Below are 18,157 nucleotides of genomic sequence, written 5' to 3'. Positions count from 1 at the left end.
GTAGGAGAATGCGCACGGCCTCACTAGACTGTGTCACCGTGCGCGCGCGGGCGCGCCCGTTCCTGGAAGCACACACCCCTGGTCGAACAGCTGGAGCTCACGCATGCCTCTCGTGGTGCAGAAGTACGGAGGGTCCTCCGTCTCGGACGCCGACGCGATCAAGCGCGTCGCCCGACGCATCGTCGAGACCAAGCGCGCCGGCAATGACGTCGTGGTGGCCGTGAGCGCGATGGGCGACACCACGGACGAGCTCATCGACCTCGCCAACGCCGTAACCGACGACCCGGCACCTCGAGAGATGGACATCCTGCTGACCGCCGGCGAGCGCATCTCGATGGCGCTGCTCGCGATGGCGATCCGCCAGCTCGGCGTGGGCGCGCAGGCGTTCACCGGGCCGCAGGCGGGCGTCATCACCACCGAGCATCACGGCCGCGCGCGCATCATCGACGTCGCGCCCGGCCGCCTGCAGAAGGCGGTCGAGGACGGTGACGTCGCGATCGTCGCCGGCTTCCAGGGTCTGCACCCCGACACGCAGGACGTCACCACGCTGGGACGGGGCGGCTCGGACACCACCGCCGTGGCGCTCGCCGCGGCGCTCGCCGCCGACGTCTGCGAGATCTATACCGACGTGGATGGCGTCTTCACCGCTGACCCGCGCATCGTGCCATCCGCCCGCAAGCTCGCCCGCGTCTCCTACGAGGAGATGCTCGACCTGGCCGCCTCCGGCGCCAAGGTCCTCATGCCGCGCTGCGTCGAGTACGCGCGCCGCTTCGACGTTCCGATCCACGTGCGCTCGTCGTTCTCCGGCCTTGAAGGGACCTGGGTGACGAGCGACACTGACGAAGGAGAAGAGATGGAAGACCCGATCATCGCCGGCGTCGCGCACGACCGCTCCGAGGCCAAGATCACGGTCATCGGCGTGCCGGACGTGCCCGGCTCTGCCGCGCGCCTGTTCGAGGCCGTCGCGACCGCGGACGTCAACATCGACATGATCGTCCAGAACGTGTCCGCGACGGTCACGGGCGTCACCGACATCTCCTTCACGCTGCCTGCGGACTCGGTTCCGCGCGCGACTGCGGCCATCGAGGCCGACCATGGCGCCATCGGCTACGCCGAGCTGCGCACGGACGACACCATCGGCAAGATCTCGCTGGTCGGCGCCGGCATGCGCTCCAACTCTGGCGTGTCAGCCAAGTTCTTCTCCGCGCTGCGCGACGCGGGCGTCAACATCGAGATGATCTCGACGTCGGACATCCGCATCTCCGTCGTCACCCGCTCCGAGAAGCTCGACGACGCCGTGCGCGCCGTCCACACCGCTTTCGAGCTCGACACCCAGGACGGCGAGGCCGTCGTGTACGGAGGGACTGGACGATGAGCATCACTGTAGCGATCGTGGGCGCCACCGGACAGGTGGGAACCGTCATGCGCGAGCTGGTCGCGGACCGCTTCCCGGCGGCGAACGTGCGCTTCTTCGCGTCGTCCCGCTCCGCAGGCACCGTGCTCGAGCACCGGGGCGTTGACATCACCGTCGAGGACATCGCCTCGGGCGACTACGCCGGCATCGACATCGCGATCTTCTCCGCGGGCGGCGGCCCCTCGAAGGAGTACGCGCCGCAGTTCGCCGCCGCGGGAGCCGTCGTGGTGGACAACTCGAGCGCGTGGCGGATGGACCCTGAGGTCCCGCTGGTGGTCTCCGAGGTCAACCCTGACGCGCTCGACGAGATCCCCAAGGGCATCGTCGCGAACCCCAACTGCACCACCATGGCCGCGATGCCGAGCCTCAAGGCGCTGCACGACGAGGCCGGCCTGGTCCGCCTGGTCGTGTCCACCTACCAGGCCGTCTCTGGCTCGGGGCTGGCCGGGGTGCGCGAGCTCGGAAGCCAGGTGAGGGCGGTGGCCGACAGCGCCGATGCGCTCGCTCTGGACGGAAGCGCCGTCGCCCTCCCGGCGGCGGAGGTCTACGTCGAGCCCATCGCCTTCAACGTCCTGCCGTTCGCTGGCGACCTCGTGGGCGACGACTCGAACGAGACCGTCGAGGAGCGCAAGCTCATCGACGAGTCGCGCAAGATCCTCGGCCTTCCCGAGCTGCGCGTCTCCGGTACCTGCGTGCGCGTGCCGGTGTACTCCGGGCACTCGCTCTCCGTGAACGCGGAGTTCGAGCAGCCGCTGTCGCCTGCTCGCGCCTACGAGATCCTAACCGCGGCACCGGGCGTGGTCGTCGACGAGATCCCCACGCCGCTCAAGGCGGCCGGCCGCGACGAGACCTTCGTGGGCCGCATCCGGGCCGACCACGGAGTCGACGGCGGGCGTGGCCTCGCACTGTTCATCGTGGGCGACAACCTGCGCAAGGGCGCGGCGCTCAACGCCGTGCAGATCGCGCAGCTCCTCGCCGAGCGGATCGAGTCCAGGGTGGCAGCCGCCTCGCCCCAGTTGGGCGTGTAGCGCGACCCAGCCCGCGCATCGGCCCTCCTGATGGTCGATTCTCGCTCATCGCCACCCCTTGATGCGCGAGTTGGGCCCAACTCGCGCACCTCGGGGCGGTTGACGCACCAGAACCGACCACTTCAGCGACTAGACAATGACCCAGGTGATCGCGCCCAGCAGGACCAGGCACAGCGCCGCGACCGGCAGGGCGCGCGTCAGCACCTGGCCCTCTCGGCCTGACAGGCCCACCGTCGCTGCGGCGGCGACCACGTTGTGCGGGCAGATCACGTTGCCGATCGCCGCTCCCGCCGCCTGGGCTCCCAGCAGCGGCAGCGGGTCGAGCTCGGCCGACAGGGCCGTCTGATCCTGGAACTCGGTGAAGAGGATGTTCGACGCCGTCGCGGACCCCGTCATGAAGGTGCCGAGCGCGCCCACGAAGGGACTGAGCACCGGCCACAGCGCTCCGGTGGCCGCTGCCGCGACGGCAAGCTGCTCGGTCATCCCCGACTCCGACATCGTGAACGCCACCGTCACCATCGCCACCAGCGCCACAAACACCGGCACCACCTGCAGCGTCGCGCGCTGGAAGGCGATCCCGACGTCTCGCCACGCGGCGCTCTGCCACACCGCTCCTGCGACGAACGCGATGGCGAGCAGCGCGCCGGGGTGATACAGCGGCTGGATGCTCTCCGAGAAGCTCCCGAACAGCTCCCAGCTGACGGTCCACGACTGCGTCGCCTCCTTCACGGGAGTGACGAGCCGCGTGAGCAGGACCAGCACCACCAGCACCAGGTACGGGGCGGTCGCGGCCAGGAATGACATGCTCGGCGGGGCCGTCACCGCGGCCGATGCGCGAGGCGTCTCCCCCGGCGTCGTCGCCTCGTGCTGGGACTGGGCGACGTAGCCGACGACGGGAGAGGCGGGCACGTGGGCAGCGGGAGCCTCCCGGTCGCCGATCTGTTCGGAAGGTGACGAAGGCTCGCTGCCTGAGGGCGCATCGGCGCCGACCTGCGCGGCGGCCGCGGCTCCGCGGCGCCGGAGGACCCAGCGCACCGCGATGACGAACAGGCCGGCGCCCGCGATCGACCCCACGAGCGACGGCAACTCGGGCCCCACGAACCGTGCGATCAGGAGATAGGGAAGGAAGAACGCCGCATAGGCGACGGCCATCCATCGCCACGGCGGTCCCGCGGTGGGCACGAGGGTGCCGACCAGGCGCGCGACCATGAACGCGAGCACCAGGCCCACGACGGCCATCAGCGGGGCGATCGCCCAGGACAGCTGACGAGGGTCGTAGTCGACGATCGCGAGCTGCGCGAGGGTGGGCGTGCCGACGGCCGCGAACGGCACCGCCGAGGCGTGGCCAAGCATCGCCGCGACCACCGCGGTGAGCGGCTTGAAGCCCGCTGCCACCAGGAACGGGGCTGCGAGCGCAACCGGTGTGCCGAACCCCGCCGCGCCTTCGATGAGGAGGCAGAAGAACCACGCGATCAGGAGAGCAGCGACGCGCGGGTCAGGCGTGATGCGCGACAGGCCCGCCTCGAGAGCTCGCGTCGCGCCCGTGCGCTGCTGGAGGTGGTGGATGCCAAGCGCGGGCCCGATGATCAGCATCACGGTGAGCGCGACCCAGCTGGCCCGCGCGAGCACGCCGACGATTCCCTCGACGGGGCCGAAGGGATCGTCCTCGCCTCCGAACTCGAAGGCGGTGAGGGCGAGCACCATCGCGCCGGCGGCGGCGGTCGCGCCCGCGAGCGCCGCTGACCACTTCGCGACCACCATGAGCAGCAGGATCGCGAGGATCGGCAGCGCGGCGAGAAGCGTCAGCATGCTCACAGCGTGCCACGGCACGCCGGTGGCGCGCAGAGGCTCCGGCGGAAGGCGACGGCTGCGCGCGGGACGGTGGGCGTCAGCGTCAGGCGGATGCGATGGGGTTCACGAGCAGAGGTGCGAAGCCCAGCTCGGCGGCGCCCACCATCAGGAGCTCCTCACCCAGCTGGGCCGGCAGCACGTCGACCGAGTCCGCGAGGGGCGCGAACGACATCTCGTGAAGCGTTCGGCTGAGCCGTTCGGGTCGCAGATCCTGGAGTGCCGCGAGAAACCCTCCGAGCACGACCGCCTCCGGGTTGAACGCGGACACCAACGAGGCCATCGCTCGCCCGAGCAGGTCCACCTGCCGATCGATCTCGCGCGACAGCGCACCGGTGTCGAGGGAGGCGAGCGACCGCGCCACGTCGTCGTGCTCGATGGCGCCCGATGCCGCCTGCTCCAGGCGCTGCAGGTTCACCTCGGTCTCGAGGCAGCCGCGCCTGCCGCAATGACACTGCTCGCCGTCGGCTCTGATGATGGTGTGGCCCAGCTCGCCGGCGAAGCCATCCGCGCCCCGCAGGATCGCGCCGTCGACCAGCAAGGACCCGCCGATGCCCGACACCGAGCCGTTCAGGTAGACGACGTTCTCGAGCCCTCGGGCTGCGCCGAAGACGGCCTCGGCCACCAGGGCGGCGTTCGCGTCATTGTCGACGCCCACGTTCACGCCCAGGGCGTCGGCCAGCGGAGCGGACAGGGCCTTGTCGCGCCACCCCAGGTGAGGCGCGCGCGCCACCCTCCCGGCCCGAACGCGCACGAGGCCCGGCACCGCCACTCCAGCACCGACCACGCGGACGTCGCTGCGGCCGGTCAGGTCGCGAGCGTGGGTCGCGACCGTGGCGAGCACGTCCTCGACCGAGGGAACCTGGTCGAGCTCGACGCGTCGGCGCGCGTGCACCACCCCTCCGAGGCCCACGAGGCCCAGGGTCACGGCGTCGACGTCGGGGTTGATCGCGAGGGCCGCGACCGAGGCGTCGGGGGCGATGACGGGACTGGGACGGCCCACGCCGGTCGACGTCGGCGCCTCCTCGGTGACGAGCCTCGCCGCGACCAGGTCGCCCACCAGCAGGCCGACTGTCGACCGGTTCAGTCCCGTCGCGCGGGTGAGATCCGCGCGCGACATGCCACGGCGGTGATGAACCAGCGACAGCACGGTCGAGAGGTTGTGCTGGCGGGTCGCCTCGTTGCGACTTCCCCGGCCGGGGGCGATGGTGCGACCCGGAGTCTGGTCGAGCATGCGAGCACTCTCCCTTCGGGTCTGCGCCTGCGCAGCGGTGGTGGTCGTCAGGTTTTGACAGGTGGGCCTCGCGGCCTTATGTTGTTGCCAACAACCTAACAGATCATCGACGATCGGAGCATCACCCATGGCACCCACGCCCACCCGCGAGGACAAGTTCTCGTTCGGCCTGTGGACCCTCGGCTGGAACGCCCAGGACCCCTTCGGATCCGCCACCCGCGCACCCCTCGACACGGTGGAGGCCATCCACGGCCTCGCAGACGCCGGCGCCTGGGGCATCACCTTCCACGACGACGACGTCTTCCCCTTCGAGGCCACCGACGCCGAGCGCCAGAAGGCCATCGATGACCTCAAGGGCGCGTGCGCAGACACCGGCATCGTGGTCGAGATGGTCACCACCAACCTCTTCACCCACCCGGTGTTCAAGGACGGCGGCTTCACCTCCAACGACCGCGCCGTGCGCCGCTTCGCGCTGCGCAAGGTGCTGCGCAACATCGACCTCGCCGCGGAGCTGGGCGCCACCACCTTCGTCATGTGGGGAGGACGCGAGGGCGCCGAGTACGACTCGGCCAAGGACATCAACGCTGCGCTCGAGCGCTACCGTGAGGGCGTCAACCTGCTGGGTGACTACGTCACGGACAAGGGCTACGACATCAAGTTCGCGATCGAGCCCAAGCCCAACGAGCCCCGCGGCGACATCCTGCTGCCGACCGTGGGCCACGCGCTGGCCTTCATCGAGTCGCTCGAGCGTCCCGAGCTGGTGGGCCTGAACCCCGAGACGGGTCACGAGCAGATGGCAGGCCTCAACTTCACCGCCGGCATCGCGCAGGCGCTGTACCACGGCAAGCTCTTCCACATCGACCTCAACGGACAGCGCGGCATCAAGTACGACCAGGACCTCGTGTTCGGCCACGGCGACCTCCACAACGCCTTCTCGCTCGTGGACCTGCTCGAGCACGGCAGCCCCAACGGCGGCCCGGCCTACGACGGTCCGCGTCACTTCGACTACAAGCCGTCGCGCACCGAGGACTCGGCCGGCGTGTGGGAGTCGGTGCGCGCGAACATGTCGATGTACCTGCTGCTCAAGGAGCGCGCTGCGGCCTTCCGCGCGGACCCCGAGGTGCAGGAGGCACTCGAGGCCGCCCGCGTCTTCGAGCTCGGCCAGCCCACCCTGGGCGAGGGCGAGACCTACGACGACCTCCTGGCCGACCGCGCCTCCTACGAGGACTTCGACGCGAGCGCCTACTACGACGGCAAGGGCTTCGGCTTCGTCCGCCTCCAGCAGCTCGCGACCGAGCACCTGCTGGGCGCACGCGGCTAGGCCAGAGCACGTCCTTCCGCCGATGCGCGGGCCGGGTCGCGTACGCGACCTCGCCCGCGCATCGGCGCATCTCACCCCCTGCTCCCTCCCGACCGAAAGGCACGCGCGATGACGCTCGTCGCTGGCATTGACTCCTCCACTCAGAGCTGCAAGGTGGTCGTTCGCGACCTGGACTCCGGGTCCGTGGTCCGCACGGGCCGCGCATCCCACCCGGACGGGACGTCCGTGCCTCCGGACGCTTGGTGGACCGCTCTGCGGTCGGCCCTCGACGAGGCGGGCGGGCTGAGCGACGTCGCCGCCGTGTCCGTGGGTGGCCAGCAGCACGGCATGGTCGCGCTCGATGCCGACGGCCGGGTGATCCGCGACGCGCTGCTGTGGAACGACACCCGCTCGGCGGATGCGGCGACGGCGCTGATCGAGGAGTTCGGCGCCGATGCGCTGGCCGAGCGCACGGGCCTGGTCCCCGTCGCCTCCTTCACGTCCACGAAGCTGCGCTGGCTGCGCGACAACGAGCCAGACAACGCGGAGCGCGTCGCTGCCGTCGCGCTCCCTCACGACTGGCTCACGTGGCGGCTGCGCGGCTACGGTCCCGCCGACGAGTCGCCGCTCGGACCGGTGCTCGACGAGCTCGCGACGGACCGCTCCGACGCCTCCGGCACCGGCTACTGGTCGCCCGCCTCCGGCGAGTACGACCGCGAGCTGCTCGTGGCCGCCCTCGGCCACGATGCCGTGCTGCCCCGTGTGCTGGGGCCCGGCGACAGCGCCGGGACCGGCGCAGTCGGCTACGACGCGGGCGCATCGGCCGTGGTCATCGGGCCCGGCGCCGGCGACAACGCCGGTGCTGCGCTGGGGCTGGGCGCGGCGGCAGGCGATGCCGTCGTGTCGATCGGCACGTCCGGGACGGTGTTCGCCGTGACCGAGACGCCCGCGCGCGACGTCAGCGGCGCCGTGGCTGGCTTCGCCGATGCCTCAGGCGCGTTCCTCCCCCTCGTCGCGACCCTCAACGCCGCCCGCGTGCTCGACGCCTTCACGCGCGTGCTGGGCGTCACTCATGACGAGCTCGGCGCCCTCGCGCTCGACGCGGAGCCCGGGGCGGGCGGCGTCGTCCTGGTGCCGTACTTCGAGGGCGAGCGCACCCCGAACCTGCCCGACGCCACGGCGTCGCTCAGCGGCCTCACGCTCGCCTCCACCACGCGCGAGAACCTTGCGCGCGCGGCGATCGAGGGCATGCTGTGCGCCCTCGCGGATGGCCTGGACGCGGTGCGGGCCCAGGGCCTCGAGCCGCAGCGACTGCTGTTCGTCGGCGGCGCCGCCCAGAACCCCGCCGTGCAGGCGATCGCCGCGCAAGTGTTCGACGTTCCGGTCGAGATCCCGGAGCCGTCCGAGTACGTCGCGCTCGGCGCCGCAGCGCAGGCGGCGTGGGCGCTCACGGGATCGCGACCCGAGTGGCCCGTCGAGACCGTCGCGACTCCCGCCCCTGACCACCGACCGGTGATCAGGGAGCAGTACCGCGCGGTCGCCCCTCGAGCGTGACCTGACTCGAGCTTCGAGCGGCGGTAGCCGGCTTTCTGGGCCGCGCTGTCCGACGTGAGGCACGCCTCGAGCGAGATCATCGCCGAGCACGACCTCGACCACCACCCCACGAGACGACGAGAGGCCCTCCCCGAGGGGAGGGCCTCTGTCGACGATGTCCCGATGCATCGCACTGGTCGGGGTGACAGGATTTGAACCTGCGACCTCGTCGTCCCGAACGACGCGCGCTACCAAGCTGCGCCACACCCCGTGAAAACAGCCGTGTCAGGATACCGGACGACACGGGTGGAAACCTAACTGGCTCCGGCCGCCGTGGAATCCCCGTTCGGCCGCTCCACGGGCAGAAGCGTCAGCACCGTCGCCTCCGGCCGGCAGGCGACGCGGATAGGCGTGTACGGCGACGTTCCCACGCCTGCGGACACGTGCAGCCACACGCTCTCGCCGCCTCCAGGGGCATCCGGCCGAGCGCCGGGCCACCCGTGCAGACCCTTGGCCCGGCGCGTGTCGAGGTCGCAGTTGGTGACGAGCGCGCCGTACCCGGGCACGCACACCTGCCCGCCGTGCGTGTGGCCGGCGAGGATCACCTGCGCACCGTCCCCGCGCAGCTGCTCGAGGGCACGCGCATAGGGGGCGTGGACCACGCCCATGCGAATTCCTCCTCGCGCGCCGTCGCCGGCCGGCAGCGCGTCGCGCCCCAGATGGGGGTCGGCCAGCCCCACGAAGGACACGGCGTGGCCCGCGATGTCCAGAGCCCCGCGCCCGTTATTCAGGTCGAGCCAGCCTCGCGCCCTGAGGCCCGCCGTCAGCGCCTCATGGTCGAGATCGGCGGCCCTGCGGTGCAGCGTCGTAGGAGCGCGCAGGTAGTTGAGCGGGTTCTTGGCCGTGGGACCGTAGTAATCGTTGGAGCCGTGCACGAACACGCCAGGCACGTCGAGCAGCGGCTCGAGCGCCTCCAGGACCGTCGGCACGGCGTCAGGGTGAGCGAGGTTGTCGCCCGTGTCCACCACCAGGTCGGGGCGGAACCTCGCGAGCGACCGCACCCAGGCGATCTTGCCGCGCTGCGACGGGGTGAGGTGCAGGTCGGAGAGGTGGAGGATCCGCACGGGCTTGGAGCCCGCGGGCAGCATCGGGAGTGCGACCTGCCGCACCACGTATGACCGCGCCTCGACGAGGCTCCACGCGAGCAGCCCGGCGCCCGCCAGGACCGTCGCTCCCGCGACGCGACTCAGTGCTCTCACGCGTCGGCGTCAGTCGTCGTCGCGGCCGCGGCCGTCGCCGCCCGGCCCGCCGCCGTTGCCATTCCCGTTGCCACCGCCGCCTGCGTTGCCATCGCCGTCCTGGCCGATGGGGTTGCCGTCCTGGTCAAAGCCCGGGCAGGGCTGGTTGGTGTCCTCGTTCCAGTTGTCACCGTTCTCGCACTGCTGGACCCAGCCGTTGGGCGGGTTCGACTCGAACTGCGCCGGGGGCCACGTGTCTCCCCAGTAGCCGTCGGGAGCCTTGTTGCGGTCCCAGCCGGCCGGCCAGTTGTACCACCAGTCGGGCATCTGATCCGTCGCGAGGTACACCGTGATGCTCGAGCCAGGCGTCATCCGGCTGTAGGGGCCCGGGCTCTGCTGGGCGACCGCGCCGGGTTCGATCGAGTTCGAGAAGACTCGCTGGTCCGAGACCCTCAGCGAGAAGCCGGCCTCCGCGGCGAGGTAGCGCGCCGTGCTCTCGGAGCGTCCGGTCACGTCCGGGACCGTCACGGGCACACCGTTCAGCATCTCCTCGGAGACGGACGGGAAGTCCACCTCCTCGACTCCCTCGAGGGCGCGCTCCATGAACCGTCCCCACGTGGGACCCATGAGGGTCGAACCGTAGAAGTAGTCGTCCCAATGGTCGCCGATGGTCATGTTCTGCTGGGGCGTGTCGACGTCGGGGTGGCCGAGCCAGAACACGGACACCAGCTGCGGCGTGTAGCCGGCGAACCAGGTGTGCATGTTCTGCTGGGAGGTGCCGGTCTTGCCTGCGGACACGCGCCCCTCGAGCTGGAAGTCACGTCCCGAGCCCTCGGTCATGGTGCCCTGGAGCGCGTAGGTCACGCCCGCGGCGAGCTCGGGAGAGATCGCCTGGCGGCAGTCCTGCTGGGGGACGTCGACCTCGGTGCCGTCGGGCTTGGTGATGGACAGGATCGCGAGGGGCTCGCAGTGCACGCCCTCGTTCGCGAAGGTCTGATAGACCTCGGCCATGCCCAGCGGCGACGAGTTCTGCGGCCCCAGCACGGAGGCCGGGACGAGCTCGAACGGGGCGTTGTCGGCGCGCTCGAAGTACAGCGACTCGGCCATGTCGCCGATGTCGCACAGATCCAGCTGGCTCGCCATCGCCACGTATGCCGTGTTGACCGAGTTGGCGGTGGCCTGCAGCACGGACTGGCTGCGGGCGCCCACGCCGCCCACGTTGCCGGGCTTCCACGGCTTGCCGTAGAACCGCACCTCGCCGTTGCAGGACTCGGCCCAGTCGCCGTCCTCGTACTCCTGGATCGAGCCCTGGACGATCTGGCGAAGCGAGCGTCCCGACTCGAGCCACGCCGCCAGGATGACCGGCTTGAACGTCGAGCCGGGGCTGAAGCCGCGCGAGCCGCCCCACTCGCGGTCGACGGCGTAGTTGATGGACGTCGAACCCTCGGCCTCGGCCGCAGGGTCGAACTCGCGGTTCTGCGCCATGGACAGGATCTCGCCCGTCGTCGGATCGAGCGACACCATCGCGGTCGCGAAGCCGGACGGGTCGTCCACGGGGACGGTCTCGCGCAACTCCTGGTTGGCGATCTTCTGCTTCCTCACGTCGAGCGTGGTGACGATGTCGAGCCCACCCGTGAGGAGCAGGTCGTTGCCGCTCTGGTCCTCGGTGTTGAACACCTCGTGCTGCGCGATGATCTTGGTGACGTAGTCGCAGAAGAAGGGAGCGATGTCGGACGCCGAGCACGAGAACCGCGGCGCGGACACGTTCAGCGTGTCCTCGACCGGGACCGCCTCGAAGGTCTCGAACTCCTCCTGCGTGATCATGCCCTGCTCCATCATCACGCCCAGCACGGCGTCACGACGGGTCTCGGCCGCCTCATAGTTGTCGACGGGGCCGTCGTCCGTCTGGAACACGCGAGTGGGGTCGTGACGCGAGGGGTTCTGGGTGATGCCCGCGATGGTCGCGGCCTCGATGGCGGACAGCTCCGCGGCGGGCTTCGAGAAGTAGTACTGCGCCGCGGCCTCCACGCCGTACAGGCGGTTGGTGCCGAACTGGGCGATGTTCAGGTACTGCTCGAGGATGTCCTCCTTGCCGCAGTTGACCGCGGGGTCCGCGCCGTCGCAGGCCGCGCCGTCGTAGCGAGCGTTGCGGCTCTCCTCGAAGGCGAGCGCGAGGCGCCACTCGCGTACCTTGCGGGGGATCGACGTCTCCGTCGCCTCGGCCAGCGCCTCGGCCTGCTCCCGGTCGTCCTCGATCTCGAGCGCGTCCTGCAGGAGGGTGTTCTTGATCAGCTGCTGCGTCAGGGTCGACGCGCCCTGCTCGATGCCGTCCTCGCGGAGGTTGGTCGCCAGCGCTCGCAGCAGGCCCTCGCCGTCGACGCCGTTGTGGATCCAGAAGCGCTTGTCCTCGATCGCGATCACGGCCTTCTGCATCCAGGGCGAGATCTCCTCGAGGGGCACGATCACGCGGTTCTGGTCGTAGAAGGTCGCGAGCAGGGTCTTGCCGTCGCGCGCGTAGATGTTGGACTGCTGGGGCAGCTGGACCGAGTCCAGCTCGTCCGGGAGCTCCTCGAAGATCTCGACCGAGCCGTTGACTGCGGAGCCCGCGACGGTCACCGCGGGAAGCGCGATGCCGGCGAGCAGGAAGCCGCCGATGACTGCGAACGCCACGAACATGAGCAGCGCCGTCAGCAGCTGCACCACCGTCACGTGGCCATCACGGCGCGCGCGGCGAGAAGTGAAGAAGCCCATATACCAACCTTACGTCCCATGCTCAACGCCCCATGGCCGTGGAGGGTTCCAGCGGGCGCGCGATACTCTCGTCACATGACTCAGTGGGAATATGCGACTGTACCTCTCATCGACCACGTCACCAAGCAGATCCTGGACCAGTGGGGCGAGGACGGCTGGGAGCTCGTGCAGGTGGTAACCGGCCCCACGGGCGGGCTCGTCGCCTACATGAAGCGCGCAAAGTCGTGAGCGCATCGGCCCGCCTCGCCGACCTCGGGCTCACGCTCCCCGAGGTCGCGACGCCGGTCGGCACCTACACGCCCGCTCGCCGCCACGGCGACCTGATCTACACCTCCGGTCAGCTTCCTCTGGTCGACGGCGAGCTGCTCGCGACGGGCCTGGTGGGCTCGCGCGCGGGGGACGTCGGACCCGAGCGCGCCGTCGAGTGCGCGCGGGCCGCAGTGCTCAACGCGCTCGCAGCCGTCGCCGCCGCCGCGGGCGGCATCGACTCGGTGCAGGGGATCGTGCGGATGACGGGCTACATCGCCTCCGCGCCCGGCTTCACGGGCCAGCCCGCCGTCCTCAACGGTGCGAGCGGCATCCTCGCGGACGTGTTCGGCGAGCCGGGGCGCCACGCCCGCTCCGCCGTCGGGGTCGCCTCGCTGCCGCTGGGCGCGCCCGTCGAGATCGAGCTCATCACGGAGCTCCGCCCGGTCTGACCGCCCTGGCGGTGCGTTCTCGCTCACCTATCGCCTGAGACGAGCGAGTTGGGCCCAACTCGCGCACCTAGCGCGTTGGGCGCACCAATGGGGCCCAACTCGTCCTCCTGCGAGGGGCCGATGCGCGTGCTGGCTTCCGCACGCACGCGTGAGTATCAGCGCGAGCGAGCTCGCAGGCGCTCGGGCTCATAGACCTCGACGGCGCCGATGTGCACGTCGATCCAGCCGCGCGACGCGAAGTCGGCGAGCGCCTTGTTGACCGTCTCGCGGGAGGCTCCGACCAGCTGGGCCAGCTCCTCCTGCGTCAGTCCGTGCCGCACGGTCACGTGGCCGCGCTCCATGCGGCCAAAGCGATGGCCGAGGTCGAGGATCGCCTTGGCGACGCGGCCGGGCACGTCCGAGAACACGAGGTCGGCCATCGTGTTCGAGATGCGCCTGATCCGCTGCGCGAGCGCGCGCAGCAGGTGACGAGACATCTCCAGGTGGTCGTCGAGCCACGAGTCGAGCACGTCCTTGGGCAGCTCGTAGATGATCGACTCCTCGACGGCGTGCGCCCGCGAGAGGCGCGGGCCGGGGTCGAACACGGACAGCTCTCCGAGCATGTCGCCCACGCCCAGCAGCCCCAGCAGGTTCTCGCGGCCATCGCGCGCGGTGCGCGCCATCTTGACCTTGCCCTTGACGATCACGTAGAGCGCGTGGCCCTCCTCGCCCTCGTTGAACAGCACATCGCCCTTGGCCAGCTCGAGCCGTGTCATGGTGGCGATCAGCGATCGCGCCGAGTTGCCATCCATGCCCGCGAACAGCGGGGAGGAGCGGAGAAGCTGCTCCTCGCGGGGGGACTCACCCATCGGTGCCTCCCGGGGGAGACGTGGACACGCGGCGCTGCTGGCCCAGTGCGCTCACCATCTGCCTCGTCACCATCTCCAGATTGTCGCTTACACGGTCTTCGTACGACTTTAGCCGCGCATCGAGATTCGCGAGACTCTCCACGCTCGTGGGTGTCGATGTCTCCGCCGCAGGCCACACCGCTGCCGACAGCTCGGCCGTGGTGGGGGCGTCGGCGGCCAGCGCCTCCCACGCATCGTCCATGCCGAGCCGCTCGAGCTCGGCCACGTCCGCCAGGTGGGCGACGGCGAGGTCCTTGCGCGCCTGCACCAGGCGTCGCCACCAGCGCACCCGCGCGAGCTCTCGACGGATCTCGCGGCGCCGGTGTCGCAACTCGGTGACCTGAGCTGACACGTCCGATGAGGGCACTGTCACCTCCTGGATCGACGGATGTCGGCGGCCATGTCTCCGACTCCCTGTGTATCGGCGGCGGTGGCGCGAGCCTTGAGGGTCCTCGCCTACCCTGGTCGCATGGCCTCCCGCACCCCGCTGACCGTGGCGGGAGAAGGCATGGATGCGCCTCCGGTGGCGCTCACGCGCCGCGCACGGACGATCAACCGAGCGCTGGCCGAGGTCTACCCGGATGCGCACTGCGAGCTCGACTACGAGACGCCCTTCCAGCTCCTCGTCGCCACGGTCCTGAGCGCGCAGTGCACTGACGTCCGCGTGAACCAGGTGACACCCGGCCTGTTCGCTGCGTTTCCCGATCCTCACGCGATGGCCGGCGCGGATCGGGACGCGCTCGAGATTCTGATCAAGCCCACCGGCTTCTATCGCGCGAAGGCCGAGTCGCTCCTGGGCCTGTCGCGCGACATCGTCGAGCGCTACCAGGGCAAGGTGCCGGGGAGGCTCGGTGATCTCACCACCCTGCGCGGGGTGGGGCGCAAGACCGCGAACGTTGTGCTCGGCAACGCGTTCGGCGTTCCCGGCATCACCGTCGACACCCACATGGGCCGTCTCGCGCGACGCCTGGGACTCACCGTCAACGAGGATCCCGTCGCGGTCGAGCGCGATCTCATGGCGTTGATCGAGCAGCGGGAGTGGACCCTGTGGTCCCACCGGGTGATCTTCCACGGTCGCCGACGCTGCAAGGCCCGCAGGCCCGAGTGCGGCGCGTGCGAGATCGCGGCGCTGTGCCCGTCCGCGCCGGGCGCCAAGGTGAGACCCCCCGCCGCCTGACGAGCGCATCGGCGCTGCGAACCAGCCCCGGTGGTCGCATCTCGCTCATCCAAGCCGCTAGATGCGCGAGTTGGGCCCCATTCGCGCATCTACGGGCGTGCGGTGTCTGGCTAGTGCTTGTCGGGGTTCGGGTCGTCGGAGTCCGGCGACGGCAGCTCATCGACGTCAACGTCGTCTCGCTCGCCGAGCGCCCCGTAGCGCTGAGCGACGAGCCGGGCCTCCTCCGTCGGGGTCGAGCGCCGCTCGTAGATGCGCCGGTAGTGACGGTCGCGCCATGTGAGCAGGAGAGCGCCGATGATCGCAGCCGTGATCGACGCGAACAGCACGGACATCTTGACCTCTTGGACCACGTCCTCGTTGCCCTCGAACGCGAGGTCGCCGATGAGCAGCGAGACGGTGAAGCCGATTCCGGCGACAAAGCCCACGGAGCCGATGTCCCACCACGACAGGCCCCTGTCGAGTCCCTGGCGCAGCAGCTTCGCCGCGATGAGGGTGAAGACCAGGATACCCAGCGGCTTGCCCACCAGCAGGCCGAGGAAGATGCCCTGCGCGATCGGGTCGCTCGCCGCGGCCGAGATGCTCGCCGCGCTGATGGCGACGCCAGCGGCGAACAGCGCGAAGATCGGGACGGCCACGCCGGCCGAGACCGGGCGCCACAGGTGCTCCCAATGCTCCGCGAGCGACGAGCGCTCGCCGTTGCGCACCACGGCCGGGACCACCATGCCGAGCGCGACGCCCGCGATGGTGGCGTGAACGCCCGAAGCATGCATGAAGGCCCAGGCCACCACGCCCAGCGGGATCAGGATCCACCACCTCGTGATGCCCTTGCGAGCGAGCAGGCCGAAGACGACGATCACGGCGGCCGAGGCCGCAAGCCACTCGAAGTGCAGGTCCTCGGAGAAGAAGGCGGCGATGATGATGATGGCGAGCAGGTCGTCCACCACCGCGAGCGTGAGCAGGAAGGCGCGCAGCGCATTCGGCAGCCACTTGCCGACCACGGCGAGCACCGCGATCGCGAACGCGATGTCGGTCGCCGTCGGGATCGCCCAGCCGTCGGTGGAGCCGCCCTCCTGCAGCACGTTGACCGCGACGTAGATGCCGGCCGGCACCGCCATGCCGCCCACTGCGGCGACGATCGGGACGATCGCGGTCGCCGGCTTGCGCAGCTCGCCCGCGACGATCTCGCGCTTGAGCTCGAGACCGATGACGAAGAAGAAGATCGCGAGGAGGCCGTCCTTGGCCCAGTCCTCGACCGACAGGTGCAGGTGGAGCGACTCTGGCCCGAACTCGAACGCCTTGATGGTCTCGTAGGACTCGGAGATCGCGGAGTTGGCCCAGATCAGCGCGGCGATGGTGGCCGCGAGCAGCAGGATGCCGCCCGTGCGCTCCGCGCGCAGCACGTCCGCGAGGGTGCGCTCGGTGGACGGCGTGAGGCGAGAGAACAGGCGTGAGTTGCTGGAGGTGGCCATCGAGTCTCCGAGTGGGGGAAGGGTGATGCTCCCAGCCTACCGAGCCGTCTCCTTGTCGCCGCGCTCGGCGGCGGGCTGCTTGGGCTGAGGGGGATCGAACCGGTAACCCACGTTGCGCACGGTGCCGATGAGGTGCTCGTGCTCGGCGCCGAGCTTGGCGCGCAGGCGCCGCACGTGGACGTCGACCGTGCGGGTGCCGCCGTAGTAGTCGAAGCCCCAAACCTCCTGGAGCAGCTGGTCGCGCGTGTAGACGCGCCCAGGGTGCTGCATCAGGTACTTGAGGAGCTCGAACTCCTTGTAGGTCAGGTCCAGCGGGACGCCCTTGAGCCGTGCGGTGTAGCCGCCGACGTCGACGGTGAGGTCGCCGGACGAGAACTCGGCGGCCTTCTCGAGCGGATCCTCGGCATTGGCGCGGCCGATCATCAGCCGGATGCGCGCCTCGACCTCCGCGGGCGCGGCGTCGGCGAGCACCACGTCGTCCGCGCCCCAGTCGGCGTTCACGATCGACATCCCGCCGTCCCGCAGCACCAGCAGCAGCGGCACGGAGACGCCGGTGACGTGAACCAGCTTGCAGTTGTTGCGGGCCTCGGCGAGGTCGTGACGGCCGTCGACGATGACGACGTCAGCGTCGAGGGCGTCCAGCATGGCGGAGGGCTCGGGTGGGAGGACCCTGGTGCGGTGCGACAGCAGGCCGAGGGCGGGCAGGACGTCGGGCGCCCCGTCGCGCGATGGTGTGAGCACCAACAGGTCAGCCATCGCCACCTCCGTTCGGCCTTAACTGTAGCGGCGACACAGGTGAGACACTAACCCCCATGAATCCCACCACCCGGGCCACGATCACGGCTGTGGCAGCGGCCGTGATCGCCGTCGGAGGGTTCCTGGGCACCAGGTATCTGGCACTCTCGGCGCTCGTGATCATGGCGGCGTTCGCGGTCGGGTGGCCCGTGCTCGCGCGGGTCTCGCGACGCTGGGTCTCGACGGCGATCGTCGCGAGCGGGTCGGTGCTGGCGCTCGGCGCCGTCGTGCTCGGTCGGCAGGAGCCCTACCTCCGCTACATGGTGGTGGCCGTGGCCGCGATCGTGGTGGCCGCCCTCGTCGCCGAGGTGTTCCTTCCCAGCCCGCAGGGCCGCGCCGTCACCGCGGTCGCCGCCACGGCGGCTGGCGGGGCCATCGCGGCCGCCGGCGCCGCGTGGGTCGCCTCAAGCCGCACTCCCGGCGACGAGGACCTCATCGTCACCGGCGCCGCCGCTCTCGCGCTCGCCGCCGTCGCGTCCGTCGTCACCCGCAACGCCACCGTCAACACGGTGGGCGCCCTCGTGCTCGCCGCGGCATCAGGGGGCGCGACCGGCTACGTGTTCGAATCGATCACCTGGTACGGCGGGATCCTCGTCGGGGTCGCCGCCGGCGTGGCGGTCGTGCTCGTCGCGGAGCTGTACCGGCGCGAGCCTCGTCCCCATTCGGTGTGGGCGGGAATAGCATCCGCCGTGACGCCCGTTCTGGTCGCCGGAGCGCTGGTCTATCTGGGCGGCCGCCTGCTGGTCGGGTGAGCGCCGTGCGATCGGCGTTGCCCGACGTTTCAT

The 18,157-nt window shown here is 70.5% G+C and carries 16 protein-coding genes and 1 tRNA gene; 8 read left to right on the top strand and 9 right to left on the bottom strand.

Going from position 1 to position 18,157, the window contains the following annotated elements:
- The first annotated feature begins 103 nt into the window (after window positions 1-103).
- Both B7K22_RS06655 and B7K22_RS06650 read left to right on the top strand, forming a co-directional pair.
- Complete coding sequence (locus tag B7K22_RS06655; RefSeq protein WP_084039172.1) at window positions 104-1,375, top strand: aspartate kinase; 1,272 nt, start codon at window positions 104-106, stop codon at window positions 1,373-1,375.
- Window positions 1,372-2,442 (top strand): aspartate-semialdehyde dehydrogenase, encoded by a 1,071-nt coding sequence (locus B7K22_RS06650; protein ID WP_084039171.1) that lies wholly within the window; start codon window positions 1,372-1,374, stop codon window positions 2,440-2,442. The genes B7K22_RS06655 and B7K22_RS06650 overlap by 4 nt, the downstream gene beginning before the upstream one ends.
- Before the next feature lie 129 nt (window positions 2,443-2,571).
- Here B7K22_RS06650 and B7K22_RS06645 read toward each other — a convergent pair whose 3' ends face one another.
- The gene (locus B7K22_RS06645) at window positions 2,572-4,251 is read right to left on the bottom strand and encodes an L-lactate permease (RefSeq protein WP_144276274.1); all 1,680 of its coding nucleotides are present in this window, start codon (window positions 4,249-4,251) and stop codon (window positions 2,572-2,574) included.
- Window positions 4,252-4,336: 85 nt separating this feature from the next.
- Window positions 4,337-5,524: an ROK family transcriptional regulator gene (locus B7K22_RS06640; RefSeq protein WP_159448790.1), complete on the bottom strand. Its 1,188-nt coding sequence runs from the start codon at window positions 5,522-5,524 to the stop codon at window positions 4,337-4,339.
- A gap of 127 nt (window positions 5,525-5,651) precedes the next feature.
- Between B7K22_RS06640 and xylA the strand changes: the two genes are divergently transcribed.
- Together xylA and xylB are read left to right on the top strand one after the other, a co-directional pair.
- Entirely contained in the window at window positions 5,652-6,845 is a 1,194-nt protein-coding gene (xylA, locus tag B7K22_RS06635) for a xylose isomerase (protein WP_084039168.1), read from the top strand.
- Between the two features lie 108 nt (window positions 6,846-6,953).
- Entirely contained in the window at window positions 6,954-8,378 is a 1,425-nt protein-coding gene (gene xylB / locus B7K22_RS06630) for a xylulokinase (protein ID WP_084039167.1), read from the top strand.
- A 173-nt stretch (window positions 8,379-8,551) separates the two neighbouring features.
- Here xylB and B7K22_RS06625 read toward each other — a convergent pair.
- The 3 genes from B7K22_RS06625 to B7K22_RS06615 form a co-directional block, all read right to left on the bottom strand.
- Window positions 8,552-8,628, bottom strand: a tRNA-Pro gene (locus B7K22_RS06625).
- A gap of 43 nt (window positions 8,629-8,671) precedes the next feature.
- Window positions 8,672-9,616 (bottom strand): metallophosphoesterase, encoded by a 945-nt coding sequence (locus B7K22_RS06620; protein ID WP_084039166.1) that lies wholly within the window; start codon window positions 9,614-9,616, stop codon window positions 8,672-8,674.
- A 9-nt stretch (window positions 9,617-9,625) separates the two neighbouring features.
- On the bottom strand, window positions 9,626-12,346 hold the full coding sequence (locus tag B7K22_RS06615; protein ID WP_084039165.1) for a transglycosylase domain-containing protein: 2,721 nt from the start codon (window positions 12,344-12,346) through the stop codon (window positions 9,626-9,628).
- Between the two features lie 75 nt (window positions 12,347-12,421).
- On the opposite strand from B7K22_RS06615, the gene B7K22_RS12215 reads away from it, so the two are divergent.
- A complete protein-coding gene (locus B7K22_RS12215) occupies window positions 12,422-12,574 on the top strand; it encodes a DUF4177 domain-containing protein (protein ID WP_200807371.1) in 153 nt (50 codons plus the stop codon).
- Window positions 12,571-13,044 (top strand): RidA family protein, encoded by a 474-nt coding sequence (locus B7K22_RS06610; RefSeq protein WP_200807370.1) that lies wholly within the window; start codon window positions 12,571-12,573, stop codon window positions 13,042-13,044. The genes B7K22_RS12215 and B7K22_RS06610 overlap by 4 nt, the downstream gene beginning before the upstream one ends.
- 155 nt (window positions 13,045-13,199) lie before the next feature.
- Here B7K22_RS06610 and B7K22_RS06605 read toward each other — a convergent pair whose 3' ends face one another.
- A complete protein-coding gene (locus B7K22_RS06605) occupies window positions 13,200-13,892 on the bottom strand; it encodes a Crp/Fnr family transcriptional regulator (protein ID WP_084039163.1) in 693 nt (230 codons plus the stop codon).
- Window positions 13,885-14,298 carry a hypothetical protein gene (locus B7K22_RS06600; protein WP_084039162.1) on the bottom strand — a complete coding sequence of 138 codons (414 nt, stop codon included), beginning with the start codon at window positions 14,296-14,298 and terminating at the stop codon, window positions 13,885-13,887. The genes B7K22_RS06605 and B7K22_RS06600 overlap by 8 nt, the downstream gene beginning before the upstream one ends.
- A gap of 102 nt (window positions 14,299-14,400) precedes the next feature.
- Between B7K22_RS06600 and nth the strand changes: the two genes are divergently transcribed.
- The gene (gene nth / locus B7K22_RS06595) at window positions 14,401-15,108 is read left to right on the top strand and encodes an endonuclease III (protein WP_234983336.1); all 708 of its coding nucleotides are present in this window, start codon (window positions 14,401-14,403) and stop codon (window positions 15,106-15,108) included.
- Window positions 15,109-15,218: 110 nt separating this feature from the next.
- On the opposite strand, the gene nhaA is transcribed toward nth, so the two are convergent.
- Complete coding sequence (gene nhaA, locus B7K22_RS06590; RefSeq protein ID WP_084039161.1) at window positions 15,219-16,577, bottom strand: Na+/H+ antiporter NhaA; 1,359 nt, start codon at window positions 16,575-16,577, stop codon at window positions 15,219-15,221.
- 36 nt (window positions 16,578-16,613) lie between these two features.
- A complete protein-coding gene (locus tag B7K22_RS06585) occupies window positions 16,614-17,333 on the bottom strand; it encodes a response regulator transcription factor (protein WP_084039160.1) in 720 nt (239 codons plus the stop codon).
- A gap of 56 nt (window positions 17,334-17,389) precedes the next feature.
- Here B7K22_RS06585 and B7K22_RS06580 point away from each other — a divergent pair, with 56 nt between their 5' ends.
- Window positions 17,390-18,124 carry a hypothetical protein gene (locus B7K22_RS06580; protein ID WP_084039159.1) on the top strand — a complete coding sequence of 245 codons (735 nt, stop codon included), beginning with the start codon at window positions 17,390-17,392 and terminating at the stop codon, window positions 18,122-18,124.
- Window positions 18,125-18,157 lie beyond the last annotated feature (33 nt).

It is taken from the genome of Demequina sp. NBRC 110053 (assembly GCF_002090095.1).
Lineage (GTDB): Bacteria > Actinomycetota > Actinomycetes > Actinomycetales > Demequinaceae > Demequina.
The sequence above is the reverse complement of the archived record's forward strand: the minus strand, read 5'-3'. Positions and strand labels throughout refer to the sequence as shown.

Excerpts from the sequence above, each read along its gene's own strand:
- B7K22_RS06615 (WP_084039165.1), bottom strand. The coding sequence starts at position 12,346 with ATGGGCTTCTTCACTTCTCGCCGCGCGCGCCGTGATGGCCACGTGACG.
- B7K22_RS06655 (WP_084039172.1), top strand. The coding sequence starts at position 104 with ATGCCTCTCGTGGTGCAGAAGTACGGAGGGTCCTCCGTCTCGGACGCC.
- B7K22_RS06585 (WP_084039160.1), bottom strand. The coding sequence starts at position 17,333 with ATGGCTGACCTGTTGGTGCTCACACCATCGCGCGACGGGGCGCCCGAC.
- B7K22_RS06650 (WP_084039171.1), top strand. The coding sequence starts at position 1,372 with ATGAGCATCACTGTAGCGATCGTGGGCGCCACCGGACAGGTGGGAACC.
- nhaA (WP_084039161.1), bottom strand. The coding sequence starts at position 16,577 with ATGGCCACCTCCAGCAACTCACGCCTGTTCTCTCGCCTCACGCCGTCC.
- xylA (WP_084039168.1), top strand. The coding sequence starts at position 5,652 with ATGGCACCCACGCCCACCCGCGAGGACAAGTTCTCGTTCGGCCTGTGG.
- B7K22_RS12215 (WP_200807371.1), top strand. The coding sequence starts at position 12,422 with ATGACTCAGTGGGAATATGCGACTGTACCTCTCATCGACCACGTCACC.
- B7K22_RS06580 (WP_084039159.1), top strand. The coding sequence starts at position 17,390 with ATGAATCCCACCACCCGGGCCACGATCACGGCTGTGGCAGCGGCCGTG.
- xylB (WP_084039167.1), top strand. The coding sequence starts at position 6,954 with ATGACGCTCGTCGCTGGCATTGACTCCTCCACTCAGAGCTGCAAGGTG.
- B7K22_RS06645 (WP_144276274.1), bottom strand. The coding sequence starts at position 4,251 with ATGCTGACGCTTCTCGCCGCGCTGCCGATCCTCGCGATCCTGCTGCTC.
- B7K22_RS06640 (WP_159448790.1), bottom strand. The coding sequence starts at position 5,524 with ATGCTCGACCAGACTCCGGGTCGCACCATCGCCCCCGGCCGGGGAAGT.
- nth (WP_234983336.1), top strand. The coding sequence starts at position 14,401 with ATGGCCTCCCGCACCCCGCTGACCGTGGCGGGAGAAGGCATGGATGCG.
- B7K22_RS06605 (WP_084039163.1), bottom strand. The coding sequence starts at position 13,892 with ATGGGTGAGTCCCCCCGCGAGGAGCAGCTTCTCCGCTCCTCCCCGCTG.